The following is a 16,566-nucleotide window of genomic DNA, read 5'->3' on the forward strand; positions in this document are numbered from 1 at the left end:
CATGGCACGCCCCACCCCCCTGTCCGGTTTCCCCGAGTGGCTCCCCGACGGCCGGATCGTCGAACAGCATGTCCTGGACACCCTGCGCCGCACCTTTGAGCTGCACGGCTTCGCCGGGATCGAGACCCGGGCCGTCGAGCCGCTGGACCAGTTGCTGCGCAAGGGGGAGACCTCCAAGGAGGTCTACGTGCTGCGCCGGTTGCAGGAGGAGGGCGAGGACGGCGGCAAGGACTCCCGGCTCGGGCTGCACTTCGACCTGACGGTGCCCTTCGCCCGGTACGTGCTGGAGAACGCCGGCCACCTGGCGTTCCCGTTCCAGCGCTACCAGATCCAGAAGGTGTGGCGCGGTGAGCGTCCCCAGGACGGCCGGTTCCGCGAGTTCGTGCAGGCGGACATCGATGTGGTCGGCGCCGGTGACCTGCCGTACCACTACGAGGTCGACCTGCCGCTGGTGATGGCCGAGGCACTGGGTGCGCTGCGCGGGATCGGGGTGCCGGAGGTCCGGATCCTGGTGAACAACCGCCGGGTGGCCGAGGGCTTCTACCGCGGGATCGGGCTGGACGACGTCGAGGCGGTGCTGCGCAGCATCGACAAGCTGGACAAGATCGGCCCGGAGAAGGTCGCCGCGCTGCTGGTCGCCGAGGCCGGTGCCACCGAGACCCAGGCCCGGGCCTGCCTCGACCTGGCGGCGATCTCCGGCTCGGACGCCACGGTGATCGACCGGGTGCGGGCGCTGGCGGCGAGCCACGGCGTCGACTCGGAGCTGATGGAGCAGGGCCTGTCCGAGCTGGGGCAACTGATCGAGGCGGCCGCGGTCCGGGCGCCGGGTGTCGTGGTCGCCGACCTCAAGATCGCCCGCGGGCTGGACTACTACACCGGGTCGGTCTACGAGACGGTGCTGGTCGGTCACGAGCAGCTGGGGTCGATCTGCTCCGGCGGCCGCTACGACACGCTGGCCTCCGACGGGGCGAACACCTACCCGGGCGTCGGGCTGTCCATCGGCGTCTCCCGGCTGGTGTCCCGGCTGATCTCCGCCGGGCTGGTCACCGCGACCCGGTCGGTGCCCGCGGCGGTGCTGGTCGCGGTGGCGAACGAGGACACCCGGCCGGCCTCCGACGCGGTGGCCACGGCGCTGCGCTCCCGGGGCATCCCGGTGGAGGTGGCGCCGACGGCGGCCAAGTTCGGCAAGCAGATCAAGCACGCCGACCGGCGCGGGATCCCGTTCGTCTGGTTCCCCGGTGCGGACGGGCCGGACCAGGTCAAGGACATCCGCTCCGGCGAGCAGGTCGACGCGGACGCCGCGACCTGGGCCCCGTCGGACGAGGACCGCTGGCCCCGGGTGGTGCCGGCGGCCGGTTGAGGCACGCAGCACGAAGGCCGGTCCCCGTCGTGGGGGACCGGCCTTCGTGCGTCCCGGCTCAGTTCAGGGCGGCGACCGCCGCGTTCAGCGTGGTGGCGTACAGCGCCCAGGCCAGGTACGGCCCGAGCAGCCACGCCGCCCGCGGGTGCACCCGGTGGAAGGCGACGATCGTGGCGACCAGGGCGACCTCCAGCAGCAGGATGATCACCAGCCCCGGGCCCAGCAGCTCCGCACCGAAGAACACCGGCGTCCACGCGGCGTTGAGCGCGAGCTGCACGCCGTAGAGCACCAGCGGCAACCGCGCAGCCCGGCCCGGCACGTCCCGCCACACCCACCAGGCGGCGACGGCCATCAGCACGTAGAGCACCGTCCACACCGGGGCGAACACCCAGTTCGGCGGGATCCAGTCCGGCTTCGCGGCGTCGGCGTACCAGCCGTGCACCCCCGAGGTCGAGGCGATCGACCCACCCCCGGCGACCAGCGCGTTGATCACCAGCAGCAGCACCAGCACCGGCCAGGTGCGGCGGCGGGTCTCGGAGACGGGGCGGTCGGCGGTGGCGGCGGTGGTCATACCCCACCGTCCGCCGGGCCCGGCCCGCCGGCAACCGGAGCCGGATGAGTGCGGAGAAGCTGTCGCCCGAACCGCCCAGAACGTCGCACCTTGTCCGCATTCGTCGCACGATCGAACATGTGTTCGAATGGGCGCATGCGATGGGACGGGCAGAAGGTGGCGGCGGAGCAGACGCTCCCCGGGCTGGCGATGGCCGGCCACCAGCGGTCGGTGCGCACGCCGGAGTTCGCCGGGGTGACCTTCCACGAGGTGCACGCCAAATCGGCGCTGAACAAGGTGCACGACACCAGCGACGTGCCGTTCCGGTGGACGGTCAACCCGATGCGCGGCTGCCTGCACGCCTGCACGTACTGCTTCGCCCGGCCCACCCACGAGTACCTCGGCCTGGACGCCGGCACCGACTTCGAGACCCAGATCGTGGTCAAGACCAACATCGTCGAGGTCCTCACCGCGGAGCTGCGCCGCCGGTCCTGGACGCACGAGCTGGTCGCCCTCGGCACCAACACGGACCCGTACCAGCGGGCCGAGGGCCGGTACGCGCTGATGCCCGGGATCATCCGCGCGCTCGGCGAGTCCGGCACGCCGCTGTCGGTGCTGACCAAGGGCACCCTGCTGCGCCGCGACCTGCCGCTGCTGGCCGAGGTCGGGTCGCAGGTGCCGGTCTCCCTGGCGGTGTCGCTGGCGATCGGGGACGAGGAGCTCCAGCAGGCGATGGAACCGGGTACCCCGACCCCGCGCGCCCGGCTGGGCCTGATCCGGGCCGCCCGGGAGGCCGGGCTGGAGTGCGGGGTGCTGGTCGCCCCGATCATGCCGTGGCTGACCGACGGCACCGCACACCTGGACGAGCTGTTCCGGGCGCTCGCCGACGCCGGGGCGAGCTGGGTCACCACCATCCCGCTGCACCTGCGCGGCCCGGTGCACCCGATGATGATGCGCTGGCTCGCGGAACACCGGCCGGCCCTGGTGGCCAAGTACCGGCGGCTGTACGGGACCGGCGCCTACGTCCCGGCGGAGTACCGGCGCTGGCTGAGCGACCGGGTGCGACCGCTGCGCGCCCGGCACGGGCTCGGTCGGCCGCCGGAGGGGGAGACCACCTTCGGGCGGTGGCGGCGCGGGGCGCTCGCGGTGCCCGAGGCCGTCCAGCCGGCCCCGGCGCAGACGGGGGTGCAGCAGCCCGCACTGTTCTGACCGGCCTGCCGATCGGCTCGGCGGCGATAGACTCGCGCGGGTCGCCGTCATGGCGGCTCCGACCCCACCCCGAGAGGACTACCCGTGCTGCGCACCCACACCGCCGGCTCGCTGCGGGCCGAGCACATCGGCTCCACCGTCACCCTGACCGGGTGGGTGGATCGTCGCCGGGATCACGGTGGGGTGGCGTTCGTCGATCTGCGGGACGCCTCGGGCATCGCCCAGGTCGTGATCCGGGACGAGGCGGTGGCGCACGGGCTGCGCGCGGAGTACGTGCTGCAGGTGACCGGCGAGGTCGGCCGCCGCCCGGAGGGCAACGAGAACACCTCGCTGGCCACCGGTGAGGTCGAGGTCGTCGCCACCGACGTGGTGGTGCTGAACGAGGCCGCGCCGCTGCCGTTCCAGGTGTCCACCGCCCTGGACGAGCCGGTCGGCGAGGAGGCGCGGCTGCGCTACCGGTACCTCGACCTGCGGCGGCCCGCCCCCGCGCACGCGATCCGGCTGCGGGCGAAGGCCAACCAGGCCGCCCGCACGGTGCTGGATGCCGAGGAGTTCGTCGAGGTCGAGACCCCGACCCTGACCCGGTCCACCCCGGAGGGCGCCCGCGACTTCGTGGTGCCGGCCCGCCTGGCGCCGGGCAGCTGGTACGCGCTGCCGCAGTCGCCGCAGCTGTTCAAGCAGCTGCTGATGGTCGGTGGCCTGGAGCGGTACTACCAGCTGGCCCGCTGCTACCGCGACGAGGACTTCCGCGCCGACCGGCAGCCGGAGTTCACCCAGCTCGACGTGGAGATGAGCTTCGTCGACCAGGAGGACGTGATCGCCCTCGGCGAGAAGATCCTGGTCGCGCTCTGGGACCTGATCGACTACCGGATCCCGACCCCGATCGCCCGGATGACCTACGCGGACGCGATGCGGCTGTACGGCACCGACAAGCCCGACCTGCGGTTCGGCCTGGAGCTGGTCGAGCTGACCGAGTTCTTCTCCGACACCCCGTTCCGGGTGTTCCAGGCGCCGTACGTCGGCGCGGTGGTGCAGCCCGGCGGCGCGGCGACTCCCCGTCGTGGCTTCGATGCCTGGCAGGAGTGGGCCAAGCAGCGTGGCGCCAAGGGCCTGGCCTACGTCACGGTCGGCGAGGACGGCACCCTCGGTGGGCCGGTGGCCAAGAACATCTCCGAGGCCGAGCGCGAGGGCCTGGTCGCCGCGGTCGGCGCCCAGCCCGGTGACGCGGTGTTCTTCGCCGCCGGGAAGGCCACCGAGGCGCGGGCACTGCTCGGTGCCGCCCGGCTGGAGATCGGCAAGCGCGGCGGCCTGATCGACGAGGACGCCTGGTCCTTCGTCTGGGTGGTCGACGCGCCGCTGTTCAAGCCGACCGGCGAGGACGACGACGTGGCGGTCGGCGAGGGTGCCTGGACCGCCGTGCACCACGCCTTCACCAGCCCGACGCCGGAGTGGATCGACCGCTTCGAGGAGGACCCCGGCCACGCGCTGGCCTATGCCTACGACATCGTGTGCAACGGCAACGAGATCGGCGGCGGCTCGATCCGTATCCACCGCCGCGACGTGCAGGAGCGCGTGTTCCAGGTGATGGGGATCGGCGAGCAGGAGGCAAACGAGAAGTTCGGCTGGCTGCTGGACGCCTTCCAGTTCGGCGCCCCGCCGCACGGCGGCATCGCCTTCGGCTGGGACCGGATCGTCGCGCTGCTGACCCACTCCGAGTCGATCCGCGACGTGATCGCGTTCCCGAAGTCGGGCGGCGGTTACGACCCGCTGACCGGCGCCCCGGCCCCGATCACCGCGCAGCAGCGCAAGGAGGCCGGCGTGGACGCCAAGCCCAAGGCGGAGCAGCCCGCGGCGGACGCCGCGGACCAGCACTGACCGCGGAGCTGCCGGGGGCGGGCCGTCATGGCTCGCTCCCGGCGCCCTGCGCGGCGGATGAGCTGCTGCTGGACGAGCGTCGGCGCTGGTCGCTGGTCGACTGGTCCGGCGACGACCGGGCGCTGTGTGCCGTTTTCGACCCGGTGGACCCTGCCGCGGGAGGGCGACTGCTGTTCGCGGTGGGCCGGGCCGAACCGGTGGCCGCGATGGTCGCCGCGACCGTGCCCGGCCCGCACCGTCCGTGGCGCACCGCCTGGATCGCCACGGACGCGCTCCCGGCGGTCCGGGACGTGCTGGCCGATGCCGGGCTGACCCCGAACCGCACCGGCTGGGAATGGATGGTCATCCGGGACCGTCCCACGCCGGTCGCCGATCAGGCCCGGCTGCGTCCGCTGACCCCGGCCGATCGCCCGGCCGCCGCCGCCTGCCTGGCGGTCGCCAACCCGACCACCGAGGCGACGCCGGTGGCGACCGGTGAGCGCTGGTGGGGGATCGACGGCCCGGACGGCTCGCTGCTCGGCGTGATCGGTGCCGAACCGCGGTCGGGTGCGCTCGGCGGGTCCGGGTCGTGGCACCTGCACGGGCTCGGCGTCCGGCCGGGCACCCGGGGCCAGGGACTCGGTGGCGCGCTGACCGCGGGGGCGACCCGGCAGCTGCTGGCCGCCGGTGCCGACTGGGTCTCGCTTGGCATGTGGGACGACAACGACGGGGCGCGCCGGATCTACCACCGGCTGGGCTTCCGGACCGTGCACCGGCTGACCACCCTGCACCGGCGCTGGCGACAATGACCGGTGTGGGGAGAAGCCAGCAAAACCCGAAGCTGTCCAGGGTGCGTGTCGGGATGTACGTGGATCGAGTGGTGCTCTGGGCGGTCACTATCGGTGCGGCGCCGAGCTTGTGCGCTGGTGGCTCAGCCAGAACAACCCATCGTCTCCCCGGGTCCGATCCAACTGCTTAGCCCCAATCCCACTGGTCGCGCCGGACGAGTGGCCGAGTGCGCCCGAATCCACCGAACTCGCGCCCCCTCGGTCTGCGAAGGTGCGACGTCAATCGTGGCCTACGGCTTCACCCACTCGGACCAGGCCGCCCGCACCCGTGAGTCGACGTCCCGATAGATCGACGGACGGAATCGCACGTAGGCCTTAAACATCTCGTTTCTAAATCGGACCAGACCGCGCTTCTGAAACGCAGGCGCGAACAATATGGATCCATACTCTGGCGCGCATAGATGCCCACGATATGTAGAGCCGCCACCGACGCCGAGTTGGCTGCTCAAGAATCGGTATATCTCCCCGGTGGGGATATCCACGTCGCCCCACTGAGCAAACGCGCGCAACGTCATCTCTCTGTTCATCGAGTCTCGAACCGCGGCTTGGTACATGTCTGCGAACTGCTGGGCGAACTGGTTGTTCACAATTGAAGCTATTGCCTGACTAACTCCTTGTCGGCCAACGACGCTCTGACCCTTCGCCTCCGCGTCAACAAGGGCTTGCTGGCCAAGGACGTGCACGAACCAGGGGAATCCGGCGGCGACCTTGGACAGTGCAATAGTGGCATTAGTAGAGAAAGACATCGCAACGCCGTTGAATCCCAGATACTCTTCAGCTTTCGTCACGATTTGCCCCAGATCTGCCTGGGTCATCAGCGGAATTCGCACGGCGTTGAGTCGTCGCTCGAGCGATTGGTGGTCAGCCAGAAGCTCGGAGATGTTGCTTGCGATCCCTACAAGAAGAAACTTCAGTCGCTCACTGGACGCTGCTTTCAAGAAACTGGCCAATCCGGCCGTGTTCTCGATTCGATCGAGCTCGTCTATGATGAAGAGTACGGGTTGACCATAAGTCGCCGTCAGCAGGTCGCACAGCTGAATAAGCTTCTCTTCCCCATTTAGATCTTGGTATGAGAGCCTCTGGCTTTCGGTCTGGTATGTCTTTGTGCTTTCGAATTCGAAGATCTTCAGCGCTAGCTTCTTGCGGCTCTTGCGGTCAACGAGCTGCGTCGCGCGAGAGTTACCGTCGATCGGGGCGGTTTCCACGCTTTCTGCGGCATTTACCATTAGCTGAAGCAAATCCATGAACGTCTTGGTCGAACCTGTGCATGTCACGTAGAATGTGATGAACTGGCGCTCGTCGGGCAACGCCAGCCGCGTCGCATTCAGGTGGTCCAGTAGGCCGACGTCGCCCAAGGCGATCCGTCGAATCTGAAGTGCTAGGCTCGACTTTCCGAGCCCTCGGTCGCCGAAGATGAGCGGGACGGAACCATTGGCGTTCAGTGAGTCGGCGAGCTGGCGCACCTCTTTCGACCGCCCTGCAAATCTCTCTGGGTCGTCAAGCTCAGTTGCAGGCTGAAAGGCGTTGAGCAGTACCGAGCGCTCGATCAATTCTGGGCTCCTAGTTCACTCGTGAACCTCAAGCCTAGCGGATAAGCGTCGGTGCAAGGGCAGATTGCTGCTCCCATTCAGTGAGCCCAAGCGTTCCCGGCTCCAGTGTCGGCTAGATGGAGCTCAGTGCGTGATCGCGATCCGCTGGTAGATCCGGCGCAGCGGGGCCGGCGCCCACCAGTTCCACTCGCGCAGCACGGTCATGGTCGCCGGGACCAGGAGCAGCCGGACCAGGGTGGCGTCGATCAGCACCGCGATGGCCAGCGAGAAGCCGACCTCCTTGATCACCAGCAGCTCCCCGGCGACGAACCCGGCGAACACCGCCACGATGATCGCGGCGGCACTGGTGATCACCCGGCCGGAGCGTTGCAGCCCGCGCCGGACCGCCTCGTCGTTGGGCACGCCCTGGTCGTGCAGCTCCTTGATCCGGGACAGCAGGAAGACCTCGTAGTCCATCGCCAGGCCGAAGGCGAAGGCGATCACCAGGGCCAGCACATAGGTCTCGATCCCACCGGTGGACTCGAAGCCGAGCAGTCCGGACAGGTGCCCGTCCTGGAACACCCAGACCAGCACGCCCAGGGACGCGCACAGCGAGATGGCGTTGGTGAGCAGCGCCTTGATCGGCACCAGCAGCGAGCCGGTCATCAGGAACAGCAGGATCAGCGTGGCCAGCGCGACGATGCCGAGGGCCAGTGGCGCCCGTTCGGCCAGTGCGTCGACGAAGTCCATCTGGTTGGCCGCCTGCCCGCCGACGTAGACGTCCAGGTCCAGGTCGCGGATCTCGCGCACCACGTCCTGGGTGGCGGCGCTGCCGGGGTCGTCGTCCTCGGGGTGCACACCGATCAGCACCGCGTGCCCGACCGTGACCGGGTCGTCCACCGACGCGACGCCGGGCAGCTCCGCGAGGGTGGCGGCGGTGCCGGCGGCCTGGTCGACGCTGGACTCGGTGACCACCTGCACCGACGGGCTGGCCGAGTCCGGGTACTCGGTGGACAGGATCCGGACGTACTCGCGCTGCGGGCTGCTCAGCGGCAGCAGCTGGGTGGTGGAGTTGCGCAGCTCGACGTGCAGCAGCGGGGAGGCCAGCACCAGCAGCACGGCCAGCGACCCGCCCATCACCCACCAGGGGTGCCGCTGCACCCGGGCGGTCAGCCGGGAGAACGCGCCCTCGTCGCGCTGCACGTCGGCGGTCCGGGCCATGATCCCGCGCAGCACGGGCACCCGGGCGAGCAGGCCGGGCCGGGCCAGGCGGCGACCGGTCAGGGCGAGCAGCGCCGGCACCAGGGTCAGCGCGGTGCTCACGGCGAACACGATCACGGCGACCGCCCCGGCGCCGAACGCCCGCAGGATGTCCTGCCGGAACACCAGCAGCCCGGCGATCGACACCGCGACGGTGAGGGCGGAGAACGTGACGGTGCGGCCGGCGGTGGCGATGGTGCGGACCAGGGCGGTGGTGACCGCGCCGTCCCCGCGCCGGCGCCGGTTGCTGGCGCCCTGGTCGTCGCCGAGCGCGGCGGTCAGCTCCTCGCGGAACCGGGAGACGATCAGCAGGCCGTAGTCGATGGACAGGCCGAGGCCGAGCACGGTGACCACGTTCACCACCGACGACTCCATGTCGGTGATCAGGTACGACAGCCCCCACAGCGCGCCCAGCCCACCGGCGATCGAGGCGATCGCCCCGGCCAGCGGCATGGCGGCGGCCAGGAACCCGCCGAAGACCAGCACCATGATCAGCAGCGCCACCGGCAGGGCGATCGCCTCGCCGGTGGTGAGGTCCTGGCGTACCTGGTCGGTGATCGCGGAGACGATCAGGCTGCTGCCGCCGACGATCCCGGTCGCGTCCGGGGCCGCCTCCCGCAGCGCGGCGGGCACCTCGGCCAGCGCGTCGGCCACCCGGTCCAGGGCGCGGTCGCGGGCGTCCTCGGACAGGTCGGGGTCGAGTTCGACCACCATCAGGAAGCCGTCGCCGGACCGGGCGAGCAGGGGAGCGGCGGCCGGGTTGTCCACGCCCTGCGGCAGCAGGTACGGGTCGATCACGGTCTCGACCCCGTCGATCGCCACCACCCGGTTCCGGGCCGGTTCCAGCGCCTCGGCCAGACCGTCGGCGGCGGGATCGACGTCGGTGACCACCAGGGAGAGCGAGGCGCCGGTGTCGTCGGAGCGCATCAGTTCGGCGGCGCGGGCACTGTCCGAGCCCGGGACCACCGGCTCGCCGGTGCTCAGCCGGTCGAACAGGTTCTGGCCGCCCGCCCCGGTGAGCGCGAGCAGGCCGCAGGCGACGGTGATCGCCAGCCAGACGACCACGGTGAGGCGGGGGTGGCGGGCGACCGCCCGGCCGAGACTCTCGAACACGCAGGTCAGCATCTCAGGCCGGGGCGGGCGCGGGCGAGTCCGGCAGGTCATGGGTGTGGGCGCGGCTGCGTAGGCTGGCGGTATGGACCTGTTCGACGCGCTGGGCTCGACCGCGCAGGGCACCCCGGCGCCGTCGCCCGGGGCGCCGCTGGCCGTGCGGATGCGGCCCGCGAACCTGTCCGAGGTGGCCGGCCAGGAGCATCTGCTGGAGCCGGGTTCGCCGCTGCGCCGCCTGGTCGAGCCCGCCGACGGTACCCAGCGCCGCGCGGCCCCGTCCTCGGTGGTGCTGTGGGGGCCGCCGGGCACCGGCAAGACCACGCTGGCCTACCTGGTGGCGGCCACCTCCGGGCGCCGGTTCGTGGAGCTCTCCGCGGTCACCGCCGGGGTCAAGGACGTGCGGCAGGTGGTCGAGGACGCCCGGCGGCGGCTGGCCGGCGACGGCTCGGAGACCGTGCTGTTCATCGACGAGGTGCACCGCTTCACCAAGGCCCAGCAGGACGCCCTGCTGCCCAGCGTGGAGAACCGCTGGGTCACCCTGGTCGCCGCCACCACCGAGAACCCGAGCTTCTCGGTGAACTCCCCGCTGCTGTCCCGGTCGCTGCTGCTGACCCTGCGCCCGCTGACCACCGAGGACGTGCGCGGCCTGGTGCACCGTGCGGTGACCGACGAGCGCGGCCTGGGCGGGGCGGTCGAACTGACCGACGAGGCCGAGGACCACCTGCTCCGGCTGGCCGGCGGTGACGCCCGCAAGGCGCTGACCATCCTGGAGGCCGCCGCCGGGGCCGCGCTGGAGGAGCCGGACGCCCCGTCGCCCGCGCCGGTGGACCTGGCCACCATGGAGCGGGCGATCGACGTGGCGGCGGTGCGCTACGACCGGGACGGCGACCAGCACTACGACGTGATCAGCGCGTTCATCAAGTCGATCCGTGGCTCGGACGTGGACGCGGCACTGCACTACCTGGCCCGGATGATCGCCGCGGGGGAGGACCCGCGGTTCATCTCCCGCCGGATCATGATCTCCGCCGCCGAGGACGTCGGGATGGCCGACCCCTCCGCGTTGCAGACCGCGGTGGCCGCCGCCCAGGCGGTGCAGCTGATCGGCATGCCCGAGGCCCAGATCATCCTGGCCGAGGCGGTGGTGCACCTGGCGACCGCGCCGAAGTCCAACCGGGCCTACGCCGGGATCAACGCGGCGCTGGCCGACGTGCGGGCCGGACGGATCGGCACCGTGCCGCTGCACCTGCGTGACGCGCACTACCCCGGCGCCAAGCCGCTCGGTCACGGCCAGGGCTACCAGTACCCGCACGACGACCCGATCGGGATCAGCCCGCAGCACTACCTGCCGGAGGACCTGGCCGGCACCCGGTACTACCAGCCCACCGACCGGGGCTTCGAGCGGCAGGTCACCGAGCGGCTGGGCCGGATCCGCTCGGTGCTCGACCAGGCGCCGCGGGAGGACCGATGACCGCCGATCCCCGCACCGCCGCCCGGGACGAGCTGGACCGGACCGCGACCAACACCGGCTTCGCCCAGGCCGTGCTGGCCGGCACCGCCCCCGGCGAGCTCTGGTGGGACCGGGACGAGGAGCCGCGCGCCTTCCACGTCGTGCACCCGTGCGGCATGTCGCTGCTGTGGGGCCCGGCGGTCGCCGACGCGCTGGACGCCGTGACCGCGCACCTGCTCGGCGCCGACCGCCCGCAGTGGTTGCAGATCGACCCGCGCTGGCACCACCTGGACTGGGACGCCGCGCTCGGGGTGGTGGTGCCCGCCGAGGGCGACCCGGACCCGCTCCCGGCCGCGGTGAGCCGGCACACCCGGATCAACTTCAGCTACCGGCCCGGCGGCGACCGCGTAGAGCGGACCGTGCCCGCGGGCTGGCAGCTGCGACCCGCCGCGGCCGGTGACTACGGGCTGGCCGGCACGGTGGTGCCCGCGGAGTACTGGCCGGACGCCGCGTCCTTCCTGGCGCACGGCGGCGGCATGGTCGCCGAGCGGGACGGGGAGGCCGGGGCGATGGCCTTCGCCGCGTTCTGCTGGGACGACCAGGTCGAGATCGGCATCGAGACCGTGCCCCGGTTCCGTCGGCTCGGGCTGGCGCGGGCCGCCGCGGGCGCGCTGATCGACGTGCTGGTGGCCGGCGGGCTGCGCCCGGTGTGGTCCTGCCGCGGCGCCAACACCGGCTCGCAGCGGTTGGCCGGATCGCTCGGGTTCACCGCGCCGGTCGGCACGCCGTACCTGCACCTGCCCGGGCGGCTCGCCTGACCGCAGCCGGCCCGGCGGCCCTGACGGCGCCGGGGCAGGCCGGCCCTGCCGATGCGGTAGTCTGGTGCAGTTGTCCGGAACCGGACAGCCACCTGGGGCCCTAGCCCGCGCCCGGAGCACGTGCAGCGCACGTCGCCCGGATCGCACCGTGGTCGGCCCCACGCCCCGCCGGATTCCCGGACCGGGGTGTGACGTGAACAGCAGACGACAGGAAGACCTCTTCATGAGCAACGTGACGCGCTCGCGCCGCCAGGTGCGCCTTTCCCGCGCCCTGGGCCTGGCCCTCACCCCGAAGGCCGTCAAGCACTTCGAGAAGCGCCCCTACCCGCCCGGCGAGCACGGCCGCGCCCGTCGCCGGACCGAGTCCGACTACGCCGTCCGTCTGCGGGAGAAGCAGCGTCTGCGCGCCCAGTACGCGCTGCGCGAGAAGCAGATGGTCCGCGCCTACGAGGCCGCCCGCAAGGCCCCGGGCCTGACCGGTGAGGCCCTGGTCGAGGACCTGGAGACCCGTCTGGACGCCCTGGTGCTCCGGGCTGGCTTCGCCCGCACCATCCTGCAGGCCCGCCAGGTCGTGACCCACCGTCACGTGCTGGTCGACGGCAAGATCGTGGACCGCCCGTCCTTCCGCGTGAAGGAGGGCCAGACCCTGCAGATCAAGCCGAAGAGCCAGACCACCGTGCCGTTCCAGGTGGCCGCCGCCGGTGCCCACCGCGACGTGCTGCCGGCCGTCCCGGGCTACCTGGACGTCCAGCTGGAGAAGCTGTCCGCGCAGCTGACCCGCCGCCCGAAGCGTGCCGAGGTCCCCGTGACCTGCGACGTGCAGCTGGTCGTCGAGTACTACGCTCGCTGATCCCTCCTGTACGGCGCCCCGGCACGACCGTTCGCGGATCGTGTCGGGGCGTTGTCATGTCCACCCCGGGTAGGGTGCACGGGACGCACGCTCGGACGAGAGAAAAGGGTCGTCGATGCTGGGAGACATCGCGGGGTTGATCGCCGCCATCGCCTTCGTGCTGCTGGTCGGGGCGCTGGCGCTGCCGCTGGTCAAGCTCGGCCGGGTGCTGGACGAGACGCGCACCTCGGTCCGGGAGCTGACCGAGCACACCGTGCCGATCCTGGACGAGGCGGCCACCACGGTGAGCAGCGCGAACACCCAGCTGGAGCGGGTCGACACCGTCACCACCGCCGCCGCGAGCGTGTCGCAGAACGTCTCGGCGCTCAGCTCGCTGTTCTCGGCCACGGTCGGCGGCCCGATGATCAAGGTCGCCGCGTTCTCCTACGGGGTCCGCTCGGCGCTGTCCGGGCTGGCCGGTCGCGGGAAGAAGAGCGGTCGATGAGGCGTCTGGTCTGGATCGGGGTCGGCGCCGTCGCGGCGGTCGCCGTGGCCCACCGGCTCGGGCTGATCGAGGTGCCCGGCACGACCCGCCGCCCCGACCCGGTGGTCGCCGCGGCCCGGGGCCTGTTCGCCGCCGGCCGCACCGCCGGGGGAGTCGGGCAGGCGCTGCGCCAGGCGCGCACCGACTTCCGCACCGGGATGGCCGAGCGTGAGGCCGAACTGCGCGACGGACTGCTGGGCGAGGCGGACATCGACGCGATCAAGGCCGAGCGTGCCGCCCGGACCCAGTCGGCCCGCCCGGACGGGGTCACCCCGCCGGCCTGGCACACCGACCCGGAGGCCCGCCGTGAGGCCCGTGCCGCCCGCGCCCGCCGTGGCTGGGAGGACGCGCCGACCGAGGACCCCGAGGACGACGGCGACCTGCCGTACTCCTTCTTCTGATCCCTCCCCAGCGCCGGGTGGAACAATCTCCCCGGCCGTGATGCTGAACAGGCATCCCCTCACACCTGAAGGACATCATGCGTACCGCCGAGATCCGCCAGCGTTGGCTCGACTTCTTCGAGAGCAAGGGCCATACGGTCGTGCCCTCGGCCCCGCTGATCTCGCCCGACCCGTCCACGCTGTTCGTGATCGCGGGCATGGTGCCGTTCATCCCGTACATGCTGGGTGAGCAGACCGCGCCGTGGCCCCGGGCGACCTCGGTGCAGAAGTGCGTGCGCACCCTCGACATCGAGGAGGTCGGCAAGACCACCCGGCACGGCACGTTCTTCCAGATGAACGGCAACTTCTCCTTCGGCGACTATTTCAAGGCCGAGGCGATCGAGTTCGCCTGGGAGCTGGTCACCGGGTCGCAGGCGGACGGCAATTACGGCTTCGACCCGGACAAGGTCTGGGTCACCGTCTACCAGGACGACGACGAGGCGGCCGCGCTCTGGCGCAGGATCGCCGGCCTGCCGGACGAGCGGATCCAGCGCCGCGGCATGCGGGACAACTTCTGGTCCACCGGTGCCCGTGGCCCGGCCGGCCCGTGCTCGGAGATCTACATCGACCGCGGCCCGGAGTACGGCGCCGAGGGCGGACCGGTCGTGGACGAGGACCGGTACCTGGAGATCTGGAACCTGGTCTTCATGCAGTACGAGCGGGCCGACGGCGGGACCAAGGACAACTTCCCGCTGCTGGGCGAACTCAAGCAGAAGAACATCGACACCGGGATGGGCCTGGAGCGGGTCGCCTACCTGATGCAGGGTGTCGACAACCTGTACGAGATCGACCAGGTCTACCCGGTGATCGGCGCGGCCCAGGAGGTCTCCGGCCGCCGCTACGGCGCGAACCACGAGGACGACGTGCGGATGCGCGTGGTCGCCGACCACGTGCGGTCCGGGCTGATGCTGATGGGCGACGGGGTCACGCCGTCCAACGAGGGCCGCGGCTACGTGCTGCGCCGGCTGCTGCGCCGCTCGGTGCGCGCCATGCGGCTGCTCGGCGTGGAGGAGGCGACCCTGCCGACCCTGCTGCCGACCAGCAAGGACGCGATGAAGGACGCCTACCCGGAGCTGGAGACCGACTTCGACCGGATCAGCCGGATCGCCTACGCGGAGGAGGAGTCCTTCCTGCGCACCCTGGCGTCGGGCACCACGATCCTGGACCTGGCGGTCACCGAGGCCAAGTCGGCGCCGGGCGTCCCCACCCCGGTGCTGTCCGGTGACAAGGCGTTCCAGCTGCACGACACCTACGGCTTCCCGATCGACCTGACCCTGGAGATGGCGGCCGAGCAGGGCGTGACGGTCGACGAGACCGCCTTCCGCGCCCTGATGCAGGCGCAGCGGGAGCGGGCCCGGGCCGATGCGCTGGCCAAGCGCTCCGGGCGGGCGGACATCTCCGCCTACCAGGACCTGCACGCCACCCTGGCCGGATCCGGTGCCAAGCCGGTCGAGTTCGTCGGCTACACCCAGGCCCAGTCCCGGGCCCGGGTGGTCGGTCTGCTGGTCGACGGGCAGCCCGCGCCGGCGGCCACCGCCCCGGCCGAGGTCGAGGTCGTGCTGGACACCACCCCGTTCTACGCGGAGATGGGTGGCCAGCTCGCCGACCAGGGCACGATCGTGCTGGACGGTGGCGCCACGATCGAGGTGGACGACGTGCAGGCGCCGATCAAGGGCCTGCCGGTGCACCGGGGCCGCCTGATCGACGGCACCGTCACCCTGGACGAGCCCGGTGTGGCCACCATCGACACCACCCGCCGGCTGGCGATCAGCCGCGCGCACACCGCGACGCACCTGGTGCACAAGGCGGTCCGGGAGTCCCTCGGTGACACCGCGACCCAGGCCGGGTCGGAGAACGCGCCGAGCCGGGTGCGCTTCGACTTCCGTTCCGGCCAGGCGGTGCCCGCCGGGGTACTGGGCGAGATCGAGGCCCGGGTGAACAGCCGGCTGCAGGAGGACCTGGAGGTCACCGACCAGGTGATGCCGATCGCCGAGGCCCGGGCGCTGGGCGCGATGGCCCTGTTCGGGGAGAAGTACGGCGACCAGGTCCGCGTGGTGTCCATCGGCGGCGACTGGTCCCGCGAGCTGTGCGGTGGCACCCACGTGCGCCGCTCCGGCGAGCTGGGCCTGGTCACGCTGCTCGGCGAGTCGTCGATCGGCTCCGGCGTGCGCCGGGTGGACGCGCTGGTCGGGGACGGGGCCTACGGGTTCCACGCCACCGAGCACGCGCTGGTCGGCCAGCTCTCCGGCCTGCTCGGCGCCCGCCCGGACGAGCTGCACGACCGGGTGTCCTCGCTGATGACCCGGCTGAAGGAGACCGAGAAGCAGCTCGCCCAGGTCCGGGCCGCCCAGGTGCTCGCCGCGGCGGGTCAGCTGGCCGCCGGCGCCGCCGAGGTGAACGGCGTCCGGGTGGTCACCCACGACGCCGGTGAGGTCGGCGCGGACGATCTGCGCACCCTGGTGCTGGACGTCCGGGCCCGGCTGGGCGAGTCCGCGCCGTCGGTGGTCGCCGCCGGTGGGGTCGCCAAGGGCCGGCCGGTCGTGGTGATCGCCACCAACGCTGCCGCCCGCGAGCGGGGCATCCGGGCCGGTGCGCTGGTCAAGACCGCCACCGGCGTGCTCGGCGGCGGGGGCGGCGGCAAGGACGACCTGGCGCAGGGCGGTGGTCAGGACGCGGGCAAGCTGCCCGAAGCCCTGGCCGGCGTGCGCGACGCCATTGGTGCGGCCTGACCGTGTCACCGTCTGACGAAGCCGGCACCCCGGGCGACC

The 16,566-nt window shown here is 71.9% G+C and carries 13 protein-coding genes; 10 read left to right on the forward strand and 3 right to left on the reverse strand.

Features of this window, described 5'->3' with window-relative positions; translation table 11 throughout:
- The first annotated feature begins 1 nt into the window (after position 1).
- Entirely contained in the window at positions 2 to 1,360 is a 1,359-nt protein-coding gene (gene hisS, locus HGA03_RS04135) for a histidine--tRNA ligase (protein WP_168628981.1), read from the forward strand.
- Between the two features lie 58 nt (positions 1,361 to 1,418).
- On the opposite strand, the gene HGA03_RS04140 is transcribed toward hisS, so the two are convergent.
- Positions 1,419 to 1,931 (reverse strand): TspO/MBR family protein, encoded by a 513-nt coding sequence (locus tag HGA03_RS04140; protein WP_168628982.1) that lies wholly within the window; start codon positions 1,929 to 1,931, stop codon positions 1,419 to 1,421.
- A gap of 135 nt (positions 1,932 to 2,066) precedes the next feature.
- On the opposite strand from HGA03_RS04140, the gene HGA03_RS04145 reads away from it, so the two are divergent.
- The 3 genes from HGA03_RS04145 (at position 2,067) to HGA03_RS04155 (ending at position 5,782) form a co-directional block, all read left to right on the forward strand.
- Positions 2,067 to 3,119, forward strand: coding sequence for an Rv2578c family radical SAM protein (locus HGA03_RS04145; protein ID WP_168628983.1), 1,053 nt, complete (start codon positions 2,067 to 2,069; stop codon positions 3,117 to 3,119).
- Positions 3,120 to 3,203: 84 nt separating this feature from the next.
- A complete protein-coding gene (aspS, locus tag HGA03_RS04150) occupies positions 3,204 to 4,994 on the forward strand; it encodes an aspartate--tRNA ligase (protein WP_168628984.1) in 1,791 nt (596 codons plus the stop codon).
- 143 nt (positions 4,995 to 5,137) lie between these two features.
- Positions 5,138 to 5,782, forward strand: a complete 645-nt coding sequence (locus tag HGA03_RS04155) for a GNAT family N-acetyltransferase (protein ID WP_168628985.1) — start codon at positions 5,138 to 5,140, stop codon at positions 5,780 to 5,782.
- A 269-nt stretch (positions 5,783 to 6,051) separates the two neighbouring features.
- Here HGA03_RS04155 and HGA03_RS04160 read toward each other — a convergent pair whose 3' ends face one another.
- Together HGA03_RS04160 and HGA03_RS04165 are read right to left on the reverse strand one after the other, a co-directional pair.
- Positions 6,052 to 7,371 carry an nSTAND1 domain-containing NTPase gene (locus tag HGA03_RS04160; protein ID WP_168628986.1) on the reverse strand — a complete coding sequence of 440 codons (1,320 nt, stop codon included), beginning with the start codon at positions 7,369 to 7,371 and terminating at the stop codon, positions 6,052 to 6,054.
- Positions 7,372 to 7,494: 123 nt separating this feature from the next.
- Positions 7,495 to 9,723, reverse strand: a complete 2,229-nt coding sequence (locus HGA03_RS04165) for an MMPL family transporter (protein ID WP_308439729.1) — start codon at positions 9,721 to 9,723, stop codon at positions 7,495 to 7,497.
- Between the two features lie 82 nt (positions 9,724 to 9,805).
- On the opposite strand from HGA03_RS04165, the gene HGA03_RS04170 reads away from it, so the two are divergent.
- The 6 genes from HGA03_RS04170 (at position 9,806) to alaS (ending at position 16,527) form a co-directional block, all read left to right on the forward strand.
- Positions 9,806 to 11,188 carry a replication-associated recombination protein A gene (locus HGA03_RS04170; RefSeq protein WP_168628988.1) on the forward strand — a complete coding sequence of 461 codons (1,383 nt, stop codon included), beginning with the start codon at positions 9,806 to 9,808 and terminating at the stop codon, positions 11,186 to 11,188.
- A complete protein-coding gene (locus HGA03_RS04175; RefSeq protein WP_168628989.1) occupies positions 11,185 to 11,985 on the forward strand; it encodes a GNAT family N-acetyltransferase in 801 nt (266 codons plus the stop codon). The genes HGA03_RS04170 and HGA03_RS04175 overlap by 4 nt, the downstream gene beginning before the upstream one ends.
- A gap of 223 nt (positions 11,986 to 12,208) precedes the next feature.
- The gene (gene rpsD / locus HGA03_RS04180) at positions 12,209 to 12,835 is read left to right on the forward strand and encodes a 30S ribosomal protein S4 (RefSeq protein ID WP_168628990.1); all 627 of its coding nucleotides are present in this window, start codon (positions 12,209 to 12,211) and stop codon (positions 12,833 to 12,835) included.
- Positions 12,836 to 12,950: 115 nt separating this feature from the next.
- Positions 12,951 to 13,319, forward strand: coding sequence for a DUF948 domain-containing protein (locus tag HGA03_RS04185; protein ID WP_168628991.1), 369 nt, complete (start codon positions 12,951 to 12,953; stop codon positions 13,317 to 13,319).
- Entirely contained in the window at positions 13,316 to 13,759 is a 444-nt protein-coding gene (locus HGA03_RS04190; RefSeq protein WP_168628992.1) for a hypothetical protein, read from the forward strand. Before HGA03_RS04185 ends, HGA03_RS04190 begins: the two co-directional genes overlap by 4 nt.
- A 77-nt stretch (positions 13,760 to 13,836) precedes the next feature.
- Entirely contained in the window at positions 13,837 to 16,527 is a 2,691-nt protein-coding gene (alaS, locus tag HGA03_RS04195; protein ID WP_168628993.1) for an alanine--tRNA ligase, read from the forward strand.
- Positions 16,528 to 16,566: the final 39 nt, after the last annotated feature.

It is taken from the genome of Cellulomonas denverensis (assembly GCF_012396125.1).
Taxonomy (GTDB): domain Bacteria; phylum Actinomycetota; class Actinomycetes; order Actinomycetales; family Cellulomonadaceae; genus Cellulomonas; species Cellulomonas denverensis.